The sequence below is a fragment of the Gilvimarinus algae genome (assembly GCF_030518215.1).
Classification (GTDB): domain Bacteria; phylum Pseudomonadota; class Gammaproteobacteria; order Pseudomonadales; family Cellvibrionaceae; genus Gilvimarinus; species Gilvimarinus algae.
This window is the reverse complement of sequence record NZ_JAULRT010000032.1, coordinates 222,046-240,763: the sequence shown is the minus strand read 5'-3', so window position 1 is coordinate 240,763 and position 18,718 is coordinate 222,046. Positions and strand designations below refer to the sequence as shown.

Genomic DNA, 18,718 nt, shown 5'->3' with positions numbered 1-18,718 from the left:
CGTTAACCTTTGATCGGCGCTAACCATCCTTTGTGCTGGGGCAGGCGCCCCTTGACCGCGTCAAAATACAACCCCTGCAGCTCGGTGGTGATCGGGCCGCGCTTGCCCTCGCCGATCATTCGGCCGTCGAGCTCGCGAATAGGCAAAACCTCCGCAGCGGTACCGGTAAAGAACACCTCGTCCGCCACATAAACTTCATCGCGGGTAATGCGCTTTTCACGCACGGGATAGCCACACTCACTGGCCAGCGCAAAAATCGTGTTGCGGGTGATGCCGTCCAGACAAGAAGTGAGCTCGGGGGTGTAGATCACGCCATCGCGCACCACAAACACGTTCTCGCCACTGCCTTCGGCCACATAGCCTTCGTTGTCCAGCAGCAGCGCCTCTTCACACCCGCTGTCGAGGGCTTCTTGCAGAGCCAGCAGGGAGTTGATGTAGTGCCCGTTCGCCTTGGCCTTGCACATGGAAATGTTCACGTGGTGACGAGTGTAGCTGGAGGTCCGCACTTTGATGCCCATGTCACGGGCTTCCGGCGACATGTAGGACGGCCAGTTCCAGGCAGCCACCATCACGTGCACCCGCAGGTTGTCGGCGCGCAAACCCATTCCCTCAGAGCCGTAAAAAGCCATGGGACGCAGGTAGCTCTCGTGCAAGTTATTTTCCCGCACCACACACTTTTGCGCCTCGTTGAGGGCGGCCTTATCGTAGGGCAGCTTCATACGCATGATGTGCGCCGAGCGGAACAGGCGATCGGTGTGCTCCTGCAAACGAAAAATGCAGGTGCCATCTTCAGCGGTTTCGTAGGCCCGAACCCCCTCAAACACCCCCATGCCGTAGTGCAGGGTGTGGGTCAGAACGTGTACGCGAGCGTCACGCCAGGGCACCAGTTCGCCATCCAGCCAGATTACGCCGTCGCGATCGGCAAATGACATAGCCAACTCCTAAAAAGTCTCAGTTCAATACAGGGATAGTGGTCCAAGGGTCGACGGCAGCGCGGGTCATTGGCTATCCGGCGCGAGCATCAGCTCTTGCCAGATGTCAGTTACCTGTCTGCGCTCAGCGCTAAACACATCATCACCTTGCAGTACCGCCTCCTGGCGCTGTAACGCTAGGCGGTGTCCGGTGGACCGATAGGCCTTGTAGGCGTCAATCAGTTGCGAAACCGTCTCGGCAGGCAATAAGGCCTCCCGCTCCAGAGTTTCGAGAATGCGGATATTGTCCGTGTACCGGGTGAGCGAGGGTGCTTTGTGGGCCCACGCCAAAACGGCGTATTGAACCATAAATTCAATATCGACGATACCTCCGGCATCCTGCTTGAGCTGAAATTTACCCGTATCTGTACCGCTACCGAGGTGACTGCGCATTTTTTCGCGCATTTCAATGACCTCGCGGCGCAGTGTCGCCGCCTCCCGGCTCTGGCCCAGCACACGCTCACGCACCTGATCAAAGCGCGCCGCCAAGGCTTCGCTCCCCGCTACAGGTCTGGCTCTGACCAGCGCTTGGTGCTCCCAAGTCCAGGCTTCACCAAACTGGTACTTTTCAAAGGCGCCGAGAGAGCTGACCAGCATGCCGGAATTGCCCGAAGGGCGCAGGCGCATATCCACCTCATAGAGCAGTCCGGAGACCGTCTGAGTGTTGAGAATATGGATGATCCGTTGCCCAAGCCGGGTATAAAAGGTCAGGTTATCCACCGACTTTTCGCCGCTGGTCGAGCCGCCGGCATAGGTATCGTGAATAAACACCAGATCCAGATCGGAGCCGTGACCCAGCTCGATACCGCCGAGCTTACCGTAACCCACAATCACCAGGTTCGGCTCGCGTTCCTCAGCGCCGCTCTCGGCGCGGGGATGGCCGTGGCGCGCCACCATCTGCTCCCAGGCGAGCACCAGCACGTGCTCGAGAACAACCTCGGCGATATAGGTGAGATAATCACTGACCTTCATCAAAGCCAGGGCACCGGTCACCTCACTGGCGGCCACCCGCAGGGCGTGGGCACTGCGAAAGTAGCGCAGAGACTCCATGTGGCCTTCGAGATCATCCCAGCCCAAGCGCAGGAGCTCGCGGCGCAGCTCATCGCGCAGCGCGTCTTTATCCGGTGGCGCGTAGAGGCTTTCGGGGGTCAGCAGCTCATCCAGCAGAATCGGATGCTGAGCGAGCTGGTGGGCAATCCAGGGGCTGGCCGCACTCAGGTGCACCAGCTGGCGCAGCGCTGTGGGATTCTCCACCAACATCACCAGGTAGGCGCTGCGCCGTGCAACCGCCTCGACAAAAGGCAGGATGCGCTGCAGCGTTTCGGCGGCGTCAATATCCGGCTCGCTGGCAAGACTCGCCAACAGCCGCGGCACAAAGGCATCCAGGCGCGTGCGGCTGGATGCCTGCATCGCCAGCACCTGCCGCGATTGCTGCAAGCTGGCGAGCGCCTCAACAATCGCCTCGCCCGGCTCACAGCCGTGTTCCGCCAAAAACGCCAGCGCCTCCTCACCTGCCAGCGTGTGATCCCACAACCCCAGCCAATCGTTGAGCTCGGCATCGTCTACCGCAGAGTCGCTATCCGGGTCGGCAATCACCTGCTGAAATTCGCTGTTGACCCGCTGGCGGTGCTCGCTGAGCACATCGAAAAAAGCCTGCCAGCTCTCAAAACCCATGGCCCAGGCGAGACGCAGCTGGCCGGTCGAATCCGTCGGCAGGGACTGCGTCTGACGGTCCTGGTAGCCCTGTATGGCGTGTTCGGTATTGCGCAGAAACTCATAGGCGCTGAGCAGCGCCTCGCCACTGCCCGGCGGCAGGTATTTTTCTCGCTCCAGCATGGGCAGTAGTTTGCAGACCTGACGCTCGCGCAGCGCCGTCTCGCGCCCGCCACGAATCAACTGAAACAGCTGCACCACGAACTCCACCTCGCGGATACCGCCTTCGCCCAACTTGACGTCCAGATCCATGCCCTTGCGCTGCACCTGGCGCTGGATCAAACCTTTCATATCCCGCAGCGATTCGATCACGCTGAAATCCACGTACTGGCGATAGGTAAAAGGCGCCAGCATTTGCATCAACTCGTCACAGGCCGCTTCACCACCGGCCACCCAGGCGACGGGGCGCGCCTTGATCATGGCGTAGCGCTCCCAATCGCGCCCCTGAGACTGATAGTAGCTCTCCATTGCGTCGAAATTCTGCACCAGCGCGCCACTTTGCCCGTGGGGCCGCAGGCGCATATCCACCCGGAAGACGAAACCGTCGGCGGTTTGCGCGTCCAGGCTGCGGATCAACTTTTGCCCCAAACGGACAAAGAACTCCTGATTGGTCAGGCTTTTCTTGCCGTTGGTTTCGCCGGCTTCTGGGTAGGCGAATATCAGATCGATATCCGAGGAGACATTGAGCTCGCGCGCACCGAGCTTGCCCATACCCAGCACCACCATAGGCTGAGGTTGCCCGCTCTGACGGCCTACCGGCTCGCCGTAGCGCGCAACCAGTGCCCGGTAATGCCAATTGAGGCACGCCTGTATCACGGTATCGGCAAAAGCCGACAATTCGGCGGTAATCTCAAGCATGCTCCCCAGCCGATTGAGATCGCGCCAGATGATACGCACCATAGCGCGATTGCGCTCGCGCCTGACGAGCTGCTCGAGCTCGGTCTCATCGGAGCACGCAGCCAAGGACTCTGCCAGCCGGGAGAGGTCATCGTCACACTGGGCGGCAAACAAACGCCCGCGGCGCAAAAGCTCGGCCAAATGCTGGGGATTGATTCGGCAGGTTTTTGCCACAAACTCGCTACAGGCCAGTACCTTGGTGAGCTGAGCGTTGAAAAGCTCCCAGTCGGGCGCCGCCGGGGCCTTGGCTAGCAACTGCGAAAACTCCTCAAGCTTCGCTTGTTGCCAGGCCTGGATCAACGCTTCGCGGTGCTGCTCCGCGATGGCTCGCAAAGCGCCGGGAATTTCTTGCGCTTGGGTCATAGGGTCTCCAACATCATTAACGATCGCTGCGCTCGGGAGGCGGGGCCACTCTCAGAACTTCTTCCATGGTCGTCAAGCCGGCTGCTATTTTCTGGGCGCCGGACAGTCGGAGGGTTCTCATCCCCTCGCGCATGGCCTGCTTACGCAAGGTCTGCAGATTGCAGCCGTCAGTAATCAATTCTTTTATGGTGTCCGACAGCAGCAGGATCTCAAAGATGCCCTGCCGCCCCAGATACCCGGTGTTGCGACACTCCAGGCAACCGACGGGGCGGTACACCTGATCGGGCAGGTTCACCTTCCAGGGAGCCACCAGCGCATCCCAGTCTTCTCGCTTGATACTGCCGGCTTCCTTGCAATGCGGGCAGAGAGTACGCACCAAACGCTGCGCCATGATACCGAGCAAGGTGGCGTTGATAAGGTAGGAGGGAATTCCCAGATCCAGCAGCCGGGCGACGGTGGCAGGGGCATCGTTGGTGTGCAGCGTGGACAATACCAGATGGCCGGTCAGCGCCGCCTGCACGGCCATCTGCGCGGTTTCCAGGTCGCGCATTTCGCCAACCATTATGATATCCGGGTCCTGACGCATCAGGGTGCGAATACCGGCGGCGAAATCCAGTTCAATTTTGTGGTGCACCTGTGTCTGGTTAAAGCGCTCCTCCACCATCTCAATCGGGTCTTCAATGGTGCTGACATTGACCTCGCTGGTCGCGACTTTGCGCAGCGATGAATAGAGCGTGGTGGTTTTACCCGAGCCCGTTGGGCCTGTCACCAGAACTATCCCGTTGGGCCGGTTGAGCATGCCGTCCCAGCGATTGTAGTCGTCGCCCACCAGGCCCAAATCGTGAAAGCTGCGCAACAAGACCTCGGGGTCAAAGATCCGCATCACCAGCTTCTCACCAAAGGCGGTGGGCAGGGTCGACAGCCGCAGCTCCACCTCGCTGTCATCGGCGCGGCGGGTCTTGATGCGCCCATCCTGAGGCTTGCGCTTCTCGGCAATATTCATGCGCCCCAACACTTTGAAGCGGCTGACGACGGCCATGGCCACAGTGGCGGGGAACTCATAGACGTCGTGCAGAACCCCGTCGATGCGAAAGCGAACCCGCCCGACTTCACGCCGCGGCTCAATATGAATGTCGCTGGCGCGCTGATCGTAAGCGTACTGTAACAACCAGTCGACAATATTAACCACGTGCTTGTCGTCGGCATCGGCATCGCCCAGGGATTTCAAATCCACAAGCTGCTCGAAGTTGGTCACGGCCGATGCCCCGGGGCCGCCGCTGGCCCCGGAGACCGAACGCGCCAGGGTATAGAACTCAATCTGGTAGCGGGCGACATCGGCCGGGTTGGCAAACACCCGCGTCACCTTGCGCCGGGCAACGTGCTCGACCTGGGGCTCCCAGCCAGTGAGAAACGGCTGGGCGCAGGCGATCAGCACCTCGTCGGGGGTAACACCGACACAGAGAATACTGTGGCGTTTGGCAAAAGCGTAAGACACCACCGAGGTGACCTTGGAGACATCAATTTTGAGTGGATCGATATGAAAGACCGGCAATCCGGCCCGCTGGGCCATCCACTGGGTGAGCGCTTCGCCGTCGAGCAGCTTGCCCGGGCGGGCCTGATCGTCAATGCCCTGGCTGGCGACATACGCCAAGGGGTGCATCGCCGTCTGCGAGCGAGTGCGGTTGGCTCCAAGCAGTATATTGGCGTCCGCCTGACTCATGCGGCCATCATTCACCAGGTCATCAATGACAGATCGCAGATCCAGCACTTTTTCTGCAGCCGGCGGCTGGGGCATGGTTTACTCCCTTGGGTGACTCACTTGGGCCGATTGTAGCCTGCCGGCGGCAGATCCGTCACGGGCCCAGCATTCAGGGTGACCTGACTGCCCAATATTCTTATACTGCGCGCTGATTCTGAGCAAAGGACAATCATTATGGTCTTCAGCAACCCGTTTTCCAATATGTTTGGGCGCTCGCCCATCAAGCCCATGCAGGAACACATGGCGACTGTGGTCGAGGCTTCCGGCAAGCTTCCGGATTTTATCGAGGCGGTCATCGCCGGCGATTGGCCCCGCGCCGAGGCGACCCAGGCGGAGATTTCCAAACTTGAGCGCCGGGCCGATGAGCTGAAAAAACAGCTGCGCCTGCATTTGCCCAAGAGCCTTTTTCTACCCGTTCCCCGCACCGACCTTCTCGAACTGCTCAGCACCCAGGACCGCATCGCCAATAAGGCGCAGGACATCTCCGGCATTATGCTCGGCCGCAAAATGGTGCTGCCAGCAAGCCTACAGGTGAGCTTTACCGAGTTCGTCACCTCCGCTCAGCAAACCGCCGAGCAAGCCCTGATCGCCATTAACGAGTTGGACGAGCTGCTGGAAGCAGGCTTTTCTGGCCGCGAGTTGACTCTGGTGGAGAACATGATTGAAAAGCTCGACCAGTACGAGCGCACCAACGACAAACTCCAGGTTGAGATCCGGGCCGCGCTGTTTAAGCTCGAGTCAGAACTACCGGCGGTGGAGGTGATGTTCCTGTACCAGATTATCGACTGGATTGGCGATCTGGCTGACCGCGCTCAGGCAGTGGGCAGCCGATTGCAACTGCTTTTAGCCCGCTGAGCGGATAACAACGACAACACTCAACGAACGATAGATAACCGGGGAAATTTTCATGACCGTTATTGCCGAATACGGCCAGATTCTGCTGATACTCGCCTGTGTGTTTGGCCTTTTTATGGCGTGGGGGGTCGGCGCTAACGACGTCGCCAACGCCATGGGCACTTCCGTCGGCTCGAAGGCGCTGACTATCAAGCAGGCGATCGTTATCGCCATGATTTTCGAGTTTTTGGGGGCCTACCTAGCCGGCGGCGCCGTCACCTCGACAATTCGCAAGGGCATTGTCGACCCGGCCATTATGGCGGGCTCCCCCGATCTGCTGGTGTACGGGATGCTCTCGGCGTTGCTGGCCGCAGGCACCTGGCTGCTGGTGGCCAGCATCCTCGGGTGGCCGGTGTCCACCACCCACTCGATCGTCGGCGCGATCGTCGGCTTTGCCGCTGTCGGCATCTCCGTGGAGGCGGTTGCCTGGGGCAAGGTCCTGTCTATTGTGGCCAGTTGGGTCGTCTCGCCCATGCTCGCCGGCACCATCGCCTTTTTTATCTTCCGCTCCGTGCAGCGGCTGATCCTCAACGCCGAAGACCCTTTTACCCAGGCCAAACGCTATATTCCCTTTTACATGTTCGCCGTCGGCTTTCTGATCGCCATGGTCACCCTGCTCAAGGGCCTCAAGCATGTGTTCAAGGACGTCGGCTTCTCCCTAAGCTTTATCGAGAGCACCCTGATCGCCGCTGTTATCGGCGGGATTGTCTGCGCATTTGGCATTTACCTGCTGCGCCGGGTTAAGCCCGAGGCAACACCCGCCTCTGGAAACCGCTTTGCCAACGTCGAAAAAATGTTTGCAGTGCTCATGGTCTTCACCGCCTGTGCCATGGCCTTTGCCCACGGCTCCAACGATGTCGCCAACGCCGTCGGCCCTATGGCGGCCGTCATTAACGTGGTCAAAACCGGCGGCGTCGCCAGCCAGTCTGTGATGCCGAGCTGGGTCCTGCTGATCGGCGGTGTAGGTATCGTGATTGGGCTTGCCACCTACGGTTTTAAGGTGATGGCCACCATCGGCAAAAAGATCACCGAGCTGACCCCCAGCCGCGGCTTTGCTGCTGAGCTGGCTGCCGCAGCCACGGTGGTGCTGGCCTCAGGCACAGGTCTGCCCATCTCCACCACTCATACACTGGTCGGCGCAGTGCTCGGCGTCGGCCTGGCACGCGGCATTGGCGCCCTTAACCTGGGTGTTGTGGGCTCGATTTTTATGTCCTGGATCGTGACTCTGCCGGCGGGTGCCGGCCTGGCCATTTTGTTCTTTTTCTTCTTCAAGGGCATCTTTGGCTGATCGACTGGGGAGGGCGACTGCCCTCCCCAGTGTCAGTTGAGAAAACTCGGCAGGCTTGGCGCATCCGCAGGCGCCTGAGTAATCTTCGATACCGCCCCGCTGGCCCCAAACTCCAACAGCTTTACCGTGGTTTTTGATTTATCGCCATTTGTCACACTTTCCGACTCACTGGAAACCAGCGCAAAAGGCACTGAGCCGGACAGGCACATCTGCGTTTCACTCTCGACCCTGATGGTTTTGAACATCACTTTCATTTCCGTGTAACCACTGCCCTCGTGCACCGTGCAGGTAAACGTGCCGGCGGGCACTGAGACATCCTTTTCACCCGCGGTGCGATAGTCGTAATCCATTTGAGTGCCCATAGCCTGGAGCATGGCATCGGCCATGGCACCGCCACCGGTGATACGCATGGGCTGCTGATCACCACTTTGCAGGATGATTTCGTCACCGATGCCCCGCAAATTACTCATAATGTCGCCCGGGTCGCCCGTTAGTGCCGCCTGGGATACCAACACCTTGACGATGGTGATGTCACCATCCTTTTTGCGCTTTCCATTCTTGACCTTGTAATTCTGCGACTCCACCTCGATCCAGTAGTGTGGCTGGCCATTGCGCTCTTCCTTAGCAATCATGGAGCTGCGGACCAAAGCCACGGCCTCGCGCCCCTTGTGATCGATGGTGGACTCTTCACGTTGCTGCCAGCTACCCACGGGCGTCGACTCGAGCACATCCACAGCACCGGCATTGAGCGCGCAAAACCAAAGCCCCAAAACCCCCAGCATCCAAAAACGCCCACGATAATGACGCATATATCCTCCAAATGAATGTGTGAAAACCAACCGCTAGAGTGACCTGCCAAAGTGACAAGCTTAGTATCAAAATCCGCTTTTCGCCCTTCACCAGCCATTTGTGAATTTTCGGCGCTGTATTACACTGTCGGGCTGTTTACCGGAGAGGGTGTTATGCCTTTTAACCTCAATCGCTACACCGATTTTTTACGCCAACTGGTGGCCGAGCCCTCAGTAAGCTGCGCCGTGCCGCGCTGGGATATGTCAAACCAGCGGGTGATTGAGCTTTTGGCTAACTGGCTGGCTGACTACGGGTTTGAGGTAGAGGTCATGCCGGTTCCGGAGCACCCCGGCAAGTTCAATCTGCTGGCTACAGCGGGCCAGGGCGACGGCGGGCTGGTGTTCGCCGGGCACAGCGACACAGTGCCCTTTGATGAGGGACGCTGGCAAAGCGATCCTTTTACGCTGAGCGAGAGAGACGACAAACTCTACGGCCTGGGCGCAACCGATATGAAAGGGTTTTTCCCTGTCGTGCTCGAGGCGCTGCGTGAAATCGACCTGAGCAAGCTGACCCAGCCCGTGATGGTGCTAGCTACGGCCGACGAAGAGAGCAGCATGAGTGGCGCCCGGCACCTGGTCGCAAGCGGTGGACTCAAGGCGCGCTACGCCGTGGTCGGAGAGCCCACCGGCATGACGCCGATTCATATGCACAAAGGCATACTCATGGAATCAATCCGGGTTATTGGCTCCGCCGGACATTCCTCCAACCCGGCTCTGGGTAATAGCGCGCTGGAGGCCATGCACGAGGTCATGGCCGAGCTGTTGGACTATCGTACCGAGTTGCAGCAGCGCTATCACAACCCGGGGTTTGCCGTTGCCCTGCCCACTCTGAACCTCGGCTGTATTCACGGGGGCGACGGGGCCAACCGAATTTGTGGCGAGTGCGAGCTGCACTTTGACCTGCGCTCGACACCGGGCATGCACAATGACGAGCTGCGCGAGCAGATCAGTCGCCGCCTCACCCCTTTGGCGCAGCGGCGTAAAGTTGATATTGTCTTCTCAACGCTCTTCGAGGGGGTAGACCCGTTTTATCAGGATCTTGACTCACCGCTGATTAAGGCTTGTGAGCGGCTGACCGGCCAGCAACCTGCCAGCGTGGCCTTTGCTACCGAGGCGCCCTTTTATCGGGAGCTGGGAATGCAGACCGTGGTCATGGGGCCGGGTTCGATTGATCAGGCCCATCAGAGCAACGAATTTATTGAAATAGGCCAACTGGCACCGGCCGCAAAAAGCCTGCGAGGACTGATAGAAACCTTGTGCATGGCAGAGACCAGAATCGCATGACTGAGAGCAATCAAAAAGACTACGTAAAGTGGTTTCGCCACTCCTCGCCCTACATCAACGCGCACCGGGGTAAGACCTTTGTGGTGATGCTGCCGGGTGAAGCGCTGGGCCATAGCAACTTCAGCAATATTATTCACGACCTGGCTCTGCTCGCCAGCCTCGGAGTAAGGTTGGTGCTGGTGCATGGTGCAAGACCGCAAATCGATCAGCGGCTGATAAACGACGGCAGGCCATCGCTGTTTCACCAACGCCTGCGCATTACCGACTCGGACAGCTTGAGTAGTGTGCTGCAAGCCATAGGCGAGGCGCGCATCATTATGGAAGCGGCGCTATCGACCGGGCTACCCAACTCACCCATGCACGGTTCGCGTATCGAGGTGCTGAGCGGCAACTTTGTCTCGGCCATGCCCCACGGTGTACTGGACGGGGTCGATTTGCAGCACACAGGAAAGGTCCGGCGGATTAACGTCCAGCAACTGACCCGCTCGCTAGATGCGGGGGCCATCGCCTTGCTGTCACCGCTTGGCTATTCCGCCACTGGCGAAGTTTTCAACCTGACCTATGCGGATGTCGCCACCCAGGTGGCCAGCGCTTTAAAAGCGGACAAGCTGCTCGCCTTTTGCGACAGCGACGGTGCCTATGACACAGACGAACAGTTAATCCGCCAGCTTACGTTGGCCCAGTGCAAGGAGTACTTCGCCGAGCGGGGGGAGTCGCTCGGTGAGCTGGTGCACCTGGCTCTGGAGAGCGCCTACCTGAGCTGTTTGCAGGGCGTGCAGCGGGCACAACTGATCAATTACACCACCGATGGTGCTCTGCTCGGAGAGCTGTTCACCCGCGACGGCCAGGGCACCATGGTCTACTCGGGCCAGTACGAGCAACTGCGCGTCGCCACCATTGAAGACGTCGGCGGCATCCTCGAGTTGATCTCTCCGCTGGAAGAGCAAGGCATTCTTGTGCGCCGCTCCCGGGAGCTGCTGGAAACTGAAATTGACAAATTTCATGTTATGGAAAAAGACGGCACGGTGATCGCTTGCGCCGCACTCTACCCTTTTGGCGAGGTGGCAGAGCTCGCCTGCGTTGCCACTCATCCAGAGTACCGCAAAGGTGGACGCGCCAGTCAGCTACTGGAGCAGCTGGAGCAGCGGGCGCGCAAGGGCGGCACCAGCAAGCTGTTTGTACTGACCACTCAAACTGCCCACTGGTTTCTCGAACACGGTTTTTTGCCGGGCAAAATTGATGATTTGCCGCTCGAGCGCCAGTCCATGTACAACTACAAGCGCGGCTCCAAGGTGTTCCTCAAGGACATTCGCTGACACCACCAAAGGCGCAAGCTTGCCGCCTTTGAGATCCTAATGCGCCCTGAAATCTGTTATTCTTAACGGTTAAACGTTGGGCTCTGGCGGCGTCCCGGGCCTTTAACCGCGCAATCGGGGATACTATGCCAACCTATCGTTCCAGAACCACTACCGCCGGTCGCAACATGGCCGGCGCCCGCGCCCTGTGGCGCGCTACGGGCATGAAAGACGACGATTTTCAAAAGCCTATCATCGCCATCGCCAACTCTTTTACTCAGTTTGTACCCGGCCATGTCCACCTAAAAGACATGGGCCAATTGGTCGCCCGTGAAGTCGAAAAGGCCGGAGGCGTCGCCAAAGAATTTAATACCATTGCGGTGGACGACGGCATCGCCATGGGCCACGATGGCATGCTCTACTCGCTGCCCTCGCGCGATATTATTGCCGACTCGGTGGAGTACATGGTCAACGCCCACTGCGCCGATGCGCTGGTGTGCATTTCCAATTGCGACAAAATCACCCCCGGAATGTTGATGGCGGCTATGCGCCTGAATATCCCGGCTATTTTTGTCTCCGGCGGCCCCATGGAAGCCGGCAAAACCAAGTTGCTCGATCACGGCCTCGATCTGATTGATGCCATGGTGATGGCCGCAGACGACAGTGTCGACGATGAAACACTTACCGAGGTGGAGCGCAGCGCCTGCCCGACCTGTGGCAGCTGTTCAGGCATGTTCACGGCCAACTCGATGAACTGCCTGACCGAGGCCCTGGGCTTGTCTCTGCCGGGCAACGGCACCATTGTGGCGACCCACGCCGACCGTGAAAAATTGTTTAAGCAAGCGGGCCACCGTATTGTCGAGTTGGCCAAACGCTACTACGAAGGCGAAGAAGAGCACCTGCTGCCACGGGCCATTGGCAGCAAAAAAGCTTTCGGTAACGCCATGGCGTTGGATATCGCCATGGGCGGCTCTACCAACACTATTTTGCACTTGCTCGCAGCGGCCCAAGAGGCAGAGCTGGACTTCGGTATGGCCGACATCGACCGCATATCACGCGAGGTCCCGCAACTGTGTAAAGTAGCGCCCAATACTCAGAAGTACCACATTGAAGATGTCCATCGCGCGGGCGGCATTATGGGCATTCTCGGCGAGCTGGATCGCGCTGGCGTTCTCGATACCTCGGTGCCCACGGTGCACAGCGACACCATGAAAGAAGCACTCGATACCTGGGACATCATGCGCGAGCCCAGCCCTGAAGTGGTCGAGTTCTTTAAGGCCGGTCCCGGCGGCGTTCCAACGCAGGTGGCCTTTAGTCAGGCGGCGCGCTGGCCCAGCCTTGATGGCGATCGTGAAACCGGCTGTATTCGCCATATCGACCACGCCTTTTCCACCGAAGGCGGACTCGCGGTGCTCTACGGCAACATCGCCGAAGATGGCTGCGTCGTAAAGACCGCGGGTGTGGACGATTCAATACTCGTGTTTGAAGGGCCGGCCCATGTCGTCGAGAGCCAGGAATCGGCCGTAAAGAATATTCTTGAGGGCAAGGTAAAGGCCGGCGACGTGGTCATCATTCGCTATGAAGGACCGCGAGGCGGCCCGGGTATGCAAGAGATGCTCTACCCCACTAGCTACCTTAAATCTAAGGGCCTGGGGAAGGCCTGCGCCCTGTTAACCGACGGCCGCTTCTCCGGCGGCACCTCAGGATTATCCATCGGCCACGCCTCTCCCGAAGCCGCCGCTGGCGGTGCTATTGCCCTGGTAGAGACCGGCGATATCATCCGCATCGACATCCCCAATCGCTCCATCAATGTGCAATTGAGCAACAAAGAACTGCAAGAGCGGCGCGAGAAAATGCAGGCCAGAGAAAACCCATGGAAACCCGTCGAAGTCCGGCCGCGCCGGGTCAGCGCGTCGCTTAAGGCTTACGCCAAGCTCGCCACCAGTGCAGACAAAGGCGCAGTCAGAGACTTAAGCCAGCTGGATTAAACCGCCAAGTGGCCAAGCTCATACGACTTGGCCGCGCTCCATAAGCAAGCACTCACAAAAAAACCGGCATTTGCCGGTTTTTTTGTGAGTTTCGAAAAAGGTCAGATTAGCCGTCTTTCAGGGCGTCCTGCCGCTTCTTCTCATTCTCGGTGTAGCTGATCCACTGCGAGGCAAATTTCTGGCTGCGTTTGTCCCGCGAGGCTTTCTTAAAGGCGTCTATCGCCTCATCGAAATTGCCACGCGCCAGCTCTGCCTGACCGATGGTCAGGTGCACTGAATCCGGACGGCTCAAGCCGCCTTTTTGCAGCGCATTGCTGGCAGCGGTGACCGCTGCATCATATTCGTCACGAGCGAACAACAAGCGCGCGAGGTTAAAGTAGAGATCACCGTCTTCAGACTTGGCAGCAGCGCGCTTCATCTCAACCAAGGCCTTGTCGGTCTCTTGCGCCAAACGCCACGAGTTGGCCAACAATTCAAGGTTCTGAGCCGTGGGCTTGACGATTTTGTCCTCGTTCACACCTTTATCCAAAACCTTGGCCGCCTTGTAAGGCGCCTCGTTTTCGATAAAGTGACCTGCCAAACTCTTGAGCTCGTTTTCCTTCTTCAGACCACCCATAACGTACATGGAGTCCAGAGTACGGTAGTAGTCCTCCAGGCGGCCCAGCTCGTAGTAAAGACTCGCCATCTGACCCCAGTAGTTCATTTTGGGGTAGTGACGTACGAGCGCCTGAACCACACTGAGCGTCGAGTTGTAATCTTCTTTAAAGAAGTAGAGCGCGCGCAAGAAACCCAGCCAATCCTCTTTAGGGATTTTGCCTTCCGCTTCATTCAAGCGAATGGCTTCGAGCATATTGGCCAGCGCTTTCTCGTTATCGTCGGCACCGTAATACACCTGAGCAATCTGAGAATACTGGTTAGATGAAATCAGCGTCGTCATCTTCGCCCAGCGCTCCAGAAACTGAACCGCTTTCTTCTCTTGCTCTTCTTGCGCATAAAGCTGCGCCAGAATATAGGTGTACTGGGCTTCCATACCCACAGGCAAATTGGGACTTTGCTTCAGAATATTCTCAAACGTTTCAATCGTTTTGGGAATGTTTTCTTCTTCAAAGTAAATCTGCCCGTACAGTTGGTAGAGCATGACCTTCTCGTAAGGGTTCAGCTCTTCCATGTCTTTGGAAAGCTCGTCCGCCAGTTGCTTAGCGCGCTGGGGGTTGGGCTTGGCACCTTCAGCCAGGGCCTCTTCGGTAGGCTCAAGTGTTTCAGAGACTTCCTGAAAATCCTTGATAAAGCTCTGTGACAGGCCTGGCAAGCGGCGCGGATCCGGTTTTTGCGCTGCCGGCTGCAGAGGCTTAGCACTGGACGGCTTAACGTCCAGCGCCAGAACATCCAGAGACAGCATAGGCACTACCGCAAACAAGGCAACAGTGACGGCTTTATGCAAGGTGGCTGAAACGGTCGATGTTAACTTCTTCATGCTCATCACCTTTTATTGCGCCAGTTCAAATACAAAGCGGTTGCGAACGCCCGGCACTTCAATGGGCGTGCCATCAACGACACGGGGCTTGTACTTAAACTTCTCAGCCGCACGTATGGCTGCACTGTTAAACATGGTGGTCGGATCACCGTCTTTGGTAATAGCCTCAATCACTTCAACATCTTTGGTCGAACCATTGATGGTTACTGTGAACTCAACCGTTACAAAGCCCTCGATACCACGCTGAGCGGCACGACGCGGATACTGCGGGGCGACCTTAACGATAGGCAGATATTCGCCGTCGCCGCCGATACCCGAGGTGCTGATCTGAATATCACTACCCAGGCTTGGCGCCTGCATGTTCAGACCTTCGGGGTTGACATCCGGCGCTTCAAAATCCGGCTCCGGAATATCCGGCGGTGGCACATCCGGGGTTTCAGGTTTATCCGGCTTGGCTGTCTCGTAGCGGGTCTCGATCTCCATTTCTGGCATGTGAATATCGTCAATACGGACGATTTCTTCCTGCTGATCGGCTTCCAGGTCGGAGTTAATCAACGTCTGCATCAGCAACAGAAGACCGAAGGTGGTAGCCACCGCCAACACGACAGCAATTAGTACTCTTGCAAGTTTCATAGCGGCCTAATTCTTAACTGTTGAAACAGCAACGTTACTCACACTCAATTGACGAGCGGTATCGGCCACTTCAGCTAACAGTTTTACGTTAGCTTCCGCATCCGCCTGAATAACAACAGTGCCGTTTGGATTTTCAGCAAGCAGACGCTCTATCTGCGCCCGCACCCCACGGGGATCCACCTGATTCTTGTCGATCCAGATTTCATCGTTATCGGTGATTGCAATCAAAATACTGGCGTTTTTCTTTTCGTCAGCAGTGGTTGCTTCCGGCCGAGTCACTTCTACCCCGGTCTCTTTAATGAACGTGGCAGTCACAATGAAGAAGATCAACATGATGAATACCACATCGAGCATGGGAGTCAGGTCGATTGCCCCGGTCTGATCGTCTTCAGATTCGTTTCTACTGCTCATGGCAATTCTCTTATTACTGGTTGGTACGTCGTGCCAGCCTTAGTGATCCATCGTCAAGTGGTCGGCAAACAACTGATTCTCGCGACTGGCCGTACGGGTCAGATACGTATTCGCAAATACACCAGACAGTGCCGCAACCATGCCCGCCATTGTCGGGATTGTCGCTTTGGAGACACCGCCAGCCATTTGCTTGGCATCACCACCGCCTGTCATCGCCAGCACGTTAAACACTTCAATCATACCGGTAACGGTACCCAGCAGGCCGAGCAGCGGACACAAGCTCACCATAGTGGCGATCATGTCCATATTGGTGTTGACCTTCTGCTCAACCCGGGAAATCAGTGCGTGACGAACTTGGTGTGCATTCCAGGACTTGCGCTCAGCGCGCGACTCCCAGGCGTCCAAGGCCTCTTGTACATCGCCTTTCAGACCGCCTTTGAAATACCACACCCGCTCGAAAATCAGGGTCCACATGACAAAGGTTAGGACGGCAATCCATACAAGTACGGTACCGCCCTGATCCAAAAAGGCTTTAATGGCTGCGATTGCTTCCATTAATGCCAGCATGCTCTATCTCCTACTTACGCTCGGCGTTCTCGGCAATAATGCCCGCCGCCTGTTCTTCGAGGATGTGGATAACGCGCTTGGCACGACCATTAACAATGGTGTGCAGCAACACGGTTGGGATAGCCACAACCAGACCCAGTACGGTGGTAATCAAGGCTGAGGAGATACCGCTCGCCATATTTTTCGGGTCACCCGCACCAAAGATGGTAATCGCCTGGAAGGTCAGAATCATACCGACCACGGTACCCAACAGACCCATCAGCGGCGCGACAGCGGCAATAATCTTCAGGATCGCCAAGCCACTTTCAATGGCGGGACGCTCTTTCAGCACGGCCTCTTCAAGCTTGAGCTCCAGAGTTTCACCATCGACGTTCGGGTTGTCTTCAGCCACTTTCAGCACGCGACCCAGAGGGTTGTTGGTGTTGGCCTTTTCAGACTTCAGCTGGCTGTTCACCTTGGCGTTGACCATAGTCAGGTAAATGATGCGCCACAGGCCAATGATCAGACCGATGATACCAACCACAGTAATGGCGTAACCTACACCACCACCTTGGTGCCAGCGCTCTTCCCAGGTGGGGCTGTCGATCAGCGCGCTCAGCAGAGTGCCGCCAGTAGGGCCAGTGGGGTCAAGACCGATACCCACAAGACCACCAGAGGCGCCTTGCAGCTCTTCTGCAGAGCTCAGGAAGGCGTCGGGCTGACGAGTCAGCTCTTCCATCTTGTAGCCATCGGGGATGTAGTTCAGGTACTTGCCGTCGGAAACCAGGTTATAGGAACCGATACGAACCACTTCCTGGTCCACTTTGTCGCCGTTGGGCTTGATCACGGTACCGTTGAACTTCACCACTTTACCGCTCTCAACCATCTGGCGCTGCTGCTCGTACCACAGGCGCTCGATTTCTTCGATAGAAGGCAGACGGGTGTTGCTGTTCATCTTGTCGATCAAACCGGTCAGGAACTCACCGCGATTCGGGTACTGAGCAGAGATCAAGGAAGTGCTCAGGGTGGCGCGCAGGTCGCCAGCGGTAGAGGTCAGGTGACCGAAAAGTTCACGCAGAGAACCGAGACGCTCGTTGAACTGCTTGCGCTTGGCTTCAACTTCCAGTTCCTGGTCAGCGTGAGTCTGCTCCAGACGCTCAGAGCGGCGCTCTTCAGAGGCCAGAGTGTCCTGAGCCTGCTTCAGCAGAGAAGACTGATTGTTTTTTTCACGCATGAATTGCTGCTCGCGCTTTTTGTGCTCGGCAGTTTCTTGGATGCGTGACTCTTTAACCATGTTCAGCAGCTCGTCAAGGCTGGCGGCCTTGTCGTCTTGCGCCATGGCAATATTGGTGGTCATCAGGCCGGCAGCCACTGCTACCAGGCAGCTTTTAGCAAACTTCATTTTCATTGCGCTGCCTCCGGTGCTTGGACAGGTACGAACATAATGTCTTTAGAGGCCTGGTTGCGCGCGATGCGCAGGCCTTTGAGGATATGGTTGCGATAGGAATCGTCGAGCTCGACCCATGCCGCCTGCTCCGGATCCCAGGCACCCGACTGCTCAGTGTCAGTCGTTTGATACATCAGAGAAACACGACCAATGCGCAGAATGTTCACTTCACGATCCTGACCGCCGATGTTCAGAGTGTCGCGATAGGCTTCGATAAAGCGGCCGTACTCACTCTCGATTTTGTAGGCTTCAAGAACCTGACGGAACTTCTCCGCTACAGAGATATCGGCACGCTCCTGGTTGTTACGCAGCATAGCGATACGGTCCAGACGCTCTTCCAGCTTGAAAGGCTTGTCCAGCTCCACAAACTGCTCCAGCGCATCCAGCATACGCAGTACCAGCGGCTGAATGCGACGCTCGATAACCGTTACGTTTTCAATGGATTCGTCGAGATCTTTGATCACCGCCAGCTGGTTGGCAATTTGCTTTTCCAGTTGGCTGTTGTACAGACGCATGTCTTCAATTTGCTTATTGACCTGCTTGAACTGGGCCAGAAGGTCTTCAGTTTCCTGAGCCAGACGATCAATCCGCTGCTGAGAATCCTGAGCCAAGGTAGTTTTGGCCTGGCTTACCTGGAGAATCTGGTCCAGGGTTTGATCTGCCATGGCAGCGCTTCCCATGAGCGCGCCGGCAGAAAGCACAGTGGTCAGAGCCACGGCTTTCATTCGCTGCTTTTTCATATTTCCCCCAACTCGGGTGCTTCAATCAGGTTTGTGCGACAGACAGCTGCCACAGACGCATATCCACTGAGCCTCTTTCGAGGCAGCTAAGAACGCAGCATTGTAATAAGAGGGTTCCTCCACATTCAATGCTTTATCCAAAAGCCATTGTGCCTGTGTATTTCGGT

General features: G+C 57.3%; 15 protein-coding genes. 5 read left to right on the top strand and 10 right to left on the bottom strand.

What is annotated here, in order from left to right:
• Positions 1-2: 2 nt before the first annotated feature.
• From QWI16_RS02455 to tfpB, 3 genes are all read right to left on the bottom strand, one after another.
• A complete protein-coding gene (locus QWI16_RS02455) occupies positions 3-932 on the bottom strand; it encodes a branched-chain amino acid transaminase (RefSeq protein ID WP_302711139.1) in 930 nt (309 codons plus the stop codon).
• Between the two features lie 66 nt (positions 933-998).
• Complete coding sequence (gene glnE / locus QWI16_RS02450; RefSeq protein WP_302711138.1) at positions 999-3,944, bottom strand: bifunctional [glutamate--ammonia ligase]-adenylyl-L-tyrosine phosphorylase/[glutamate--ammonia-ligase] adenylyltransferase; 2,946 nt, start codon at positions 3,942-3,944, stop codon at positions 999-1,001.
• A 16-nt stretch (positions 3,945-3,960) separates the two neighbouring features.
• Positions 3,961-5,739: a type IV pilus assembly ATPase TfpB gene (gene tfpB / locus QWI16_RS02445; protein WP_302711137.1), complete on the bottom strand. Its 1,779-nt coding sequence runs from the start codon at positions 5,737-5,739 to the stop codon at positions 3,961-3,963.
• Between the two features lie 138 nt (positions 5,740-5,877).
• Between tfpB and QWI16_RS02440 the strand changes: the two genes are divergently transcribed.
• Positions 5,878-6,558: a TIGR00153 family protein gene (locus QWI16_RS02440; protein WP_302711136.1), complete on the top strand. Its 681-nt coding sequence runs from the start codon at positions 5,878-5,880 to the stop codon at positions 6,556-6,558.
• Between the two features lie 52 nt (positions 6,559-6,610).
• The gene (locus QWI16_RS02435; protein WP_302711135.1) at positions 6,611-7,885 is read left to right on the top strand and encodes an inorganic phosphate transporter; all 1,275 of its coding nucleotides are present in this window, start codon (positions 6,611-6,613) and stop codon (positions 7,883-7,885) included.
• A gap of 32 nt (positions 7,886-7,917) precedes the next feature.
• Here the strand turns inward: QWI16_RS02435 and QWI16_RS02430 are convergent, their stop codons facing one another.
• Positions 7,918-8,694: a hypothetical protein gene (locus tag QWI16_RS02430; RefSeq protein WP_302711134.1), complete on the bottom strand. Its 777-nt coding sequence runs from the start codon at positions 8,692-8,694 to the stop codon at positions 7,918-7,920.
• Positions 8,695-8,847: 153 nt separating this feature from the next.
• Between QWI16_RS02430 and argE the strand changes: the two genes are divergently transcribed.
• From argE to ilvD, 3 genes are all read left to right on the top strand, one after another.
• Entirely contained in the window at positions 8,848-10,017 is a 1,170-nt protein-coding gene (argE, locus tag QWI16_RS02425) for an acetylornithine deacetylase (RefSeq protein WP_302711133.1), read from the top strand.
• The gene (argA, locus tag QWI16_RS02420; RefSeq protein ID WP_302711132.1) at positions 10,014-11,333 is read left to right on the top strand and encodes an amino-acid N-acetyltransferase; all 1,320 of its coding nucleotides are present in this window, start codon (positions 10,014-10,016) and stop codon (positions 11,331-11,333) included. Before argE ends, argA begins: the two co-directional genes overlap by 4 nt.
• A gap of 125 nt (positions 11,334-11,458) precedes the next feature.
• Positions 11,459-13,300 carry a dihydroxy-acid dehydratase gene (gene ilvD, locus QWI16_RS02415; protein WP_302711131.1) on the top strand — a complete coding sequence of 614 codons (1,842 nt, stop codon included), beginning with the start codon at positions 11,459-11,461 and terminating at the stop codon, positions 13,298-13,300.
• A 106-nt stretch (positions 13,301-13,406) separates the two neighbouring features.
• Here ilvD and QWI16_RS02410 read toward each other — a convergent pair whose 3' ends face one another.
• Genes QWI16_RS02410 through QWI16_RS02385 form a run of 6 tightly spaced genes read right to left on the bottom strand, consistent with a single transcriptional unit; the run spans position 13,407 to position 18,551 of the window.
• Positions 13,407-14,774, bottom strand: coding sequence for a tetratricopeptide repeat protein (locus QWI16_RS02410; RefSeq protein WP_302711130.1), 1,368 nt, complete (start codon positions 14,772-14,774; stop codon positions 13,407-13,409).
• A 12-nt stretch (positions 14,775-14,786) separates the two neighbouring features.
• Positions 14,787-15,407 (bottom strand): energy transducer TonB, encoded by a 621-nt coding sequence (locus tag QWI16_RS02405; protein ID WP_302711129.1) that lies wholly within the window; start codon positions 15,405-15,407, stop codon positions 14,787-14,789.
• A gap of 6 nt (positions 15,408-15,413) precedes the next feature.
• On the bottom strand, positions 15,414-15,818 hold the full coding sequence (locus QWI16_RS02400) for an ExbD/TolR family protein (RefSeq protein ID WP_302711128.1): 405 nt from the start codon (positions 15,816-15,818) through the stop codon (positions 15,414-15,416).
• 39 nt (positions 15,819-15,857) lie between these two features.
• Positions 15,858-16,385 carry a MotA/TolQ/ExbB proton channel family protein gene (locus tag QWI16_RS02395; protein ID WP_302711127.1) on the bottom strand — a complete coding sequence of 176 codons (528 nt, stop codon included), beginning with the start codon at positions 16,383-16,385 and terminating at the stop codon, positions 15,858-15,860.
• 10 nt (positions 16,386-16,395) lie between these two features.
• The gene (locus QWI16_RS02390) at positions 16,396-17,772 is read right to left on the bottom strand and encodes a MotA/TolQ/ExbB proton channel family protein (protein ID WP_302711126.1); all 1,377 of its coding nucleotides are present in this window, start codon (positions 17,770-17,772) and stop codon (positions 16,396-16,398) included.
• Positions 17,769-18,551 carry a DUF3450 domain-containing protein gene (locus QWI16_RS02385; protein ID WP_302711125.1) on the bottom strand — a complete coding sequence of 261 codons (783 nt, stop codon included), beginning with the start codon at positions 18,549-18,551 and terminating at the stop codon, positions 17,769-17,771. The genes QWI16_RS02390 and QWI16_RS02385 overlap by 4 nt, the downstream gene beginning before the upstream one ends.
• Between the last annotated feature and the right edge of the window lie 167 nt (positions 18,552-18,718).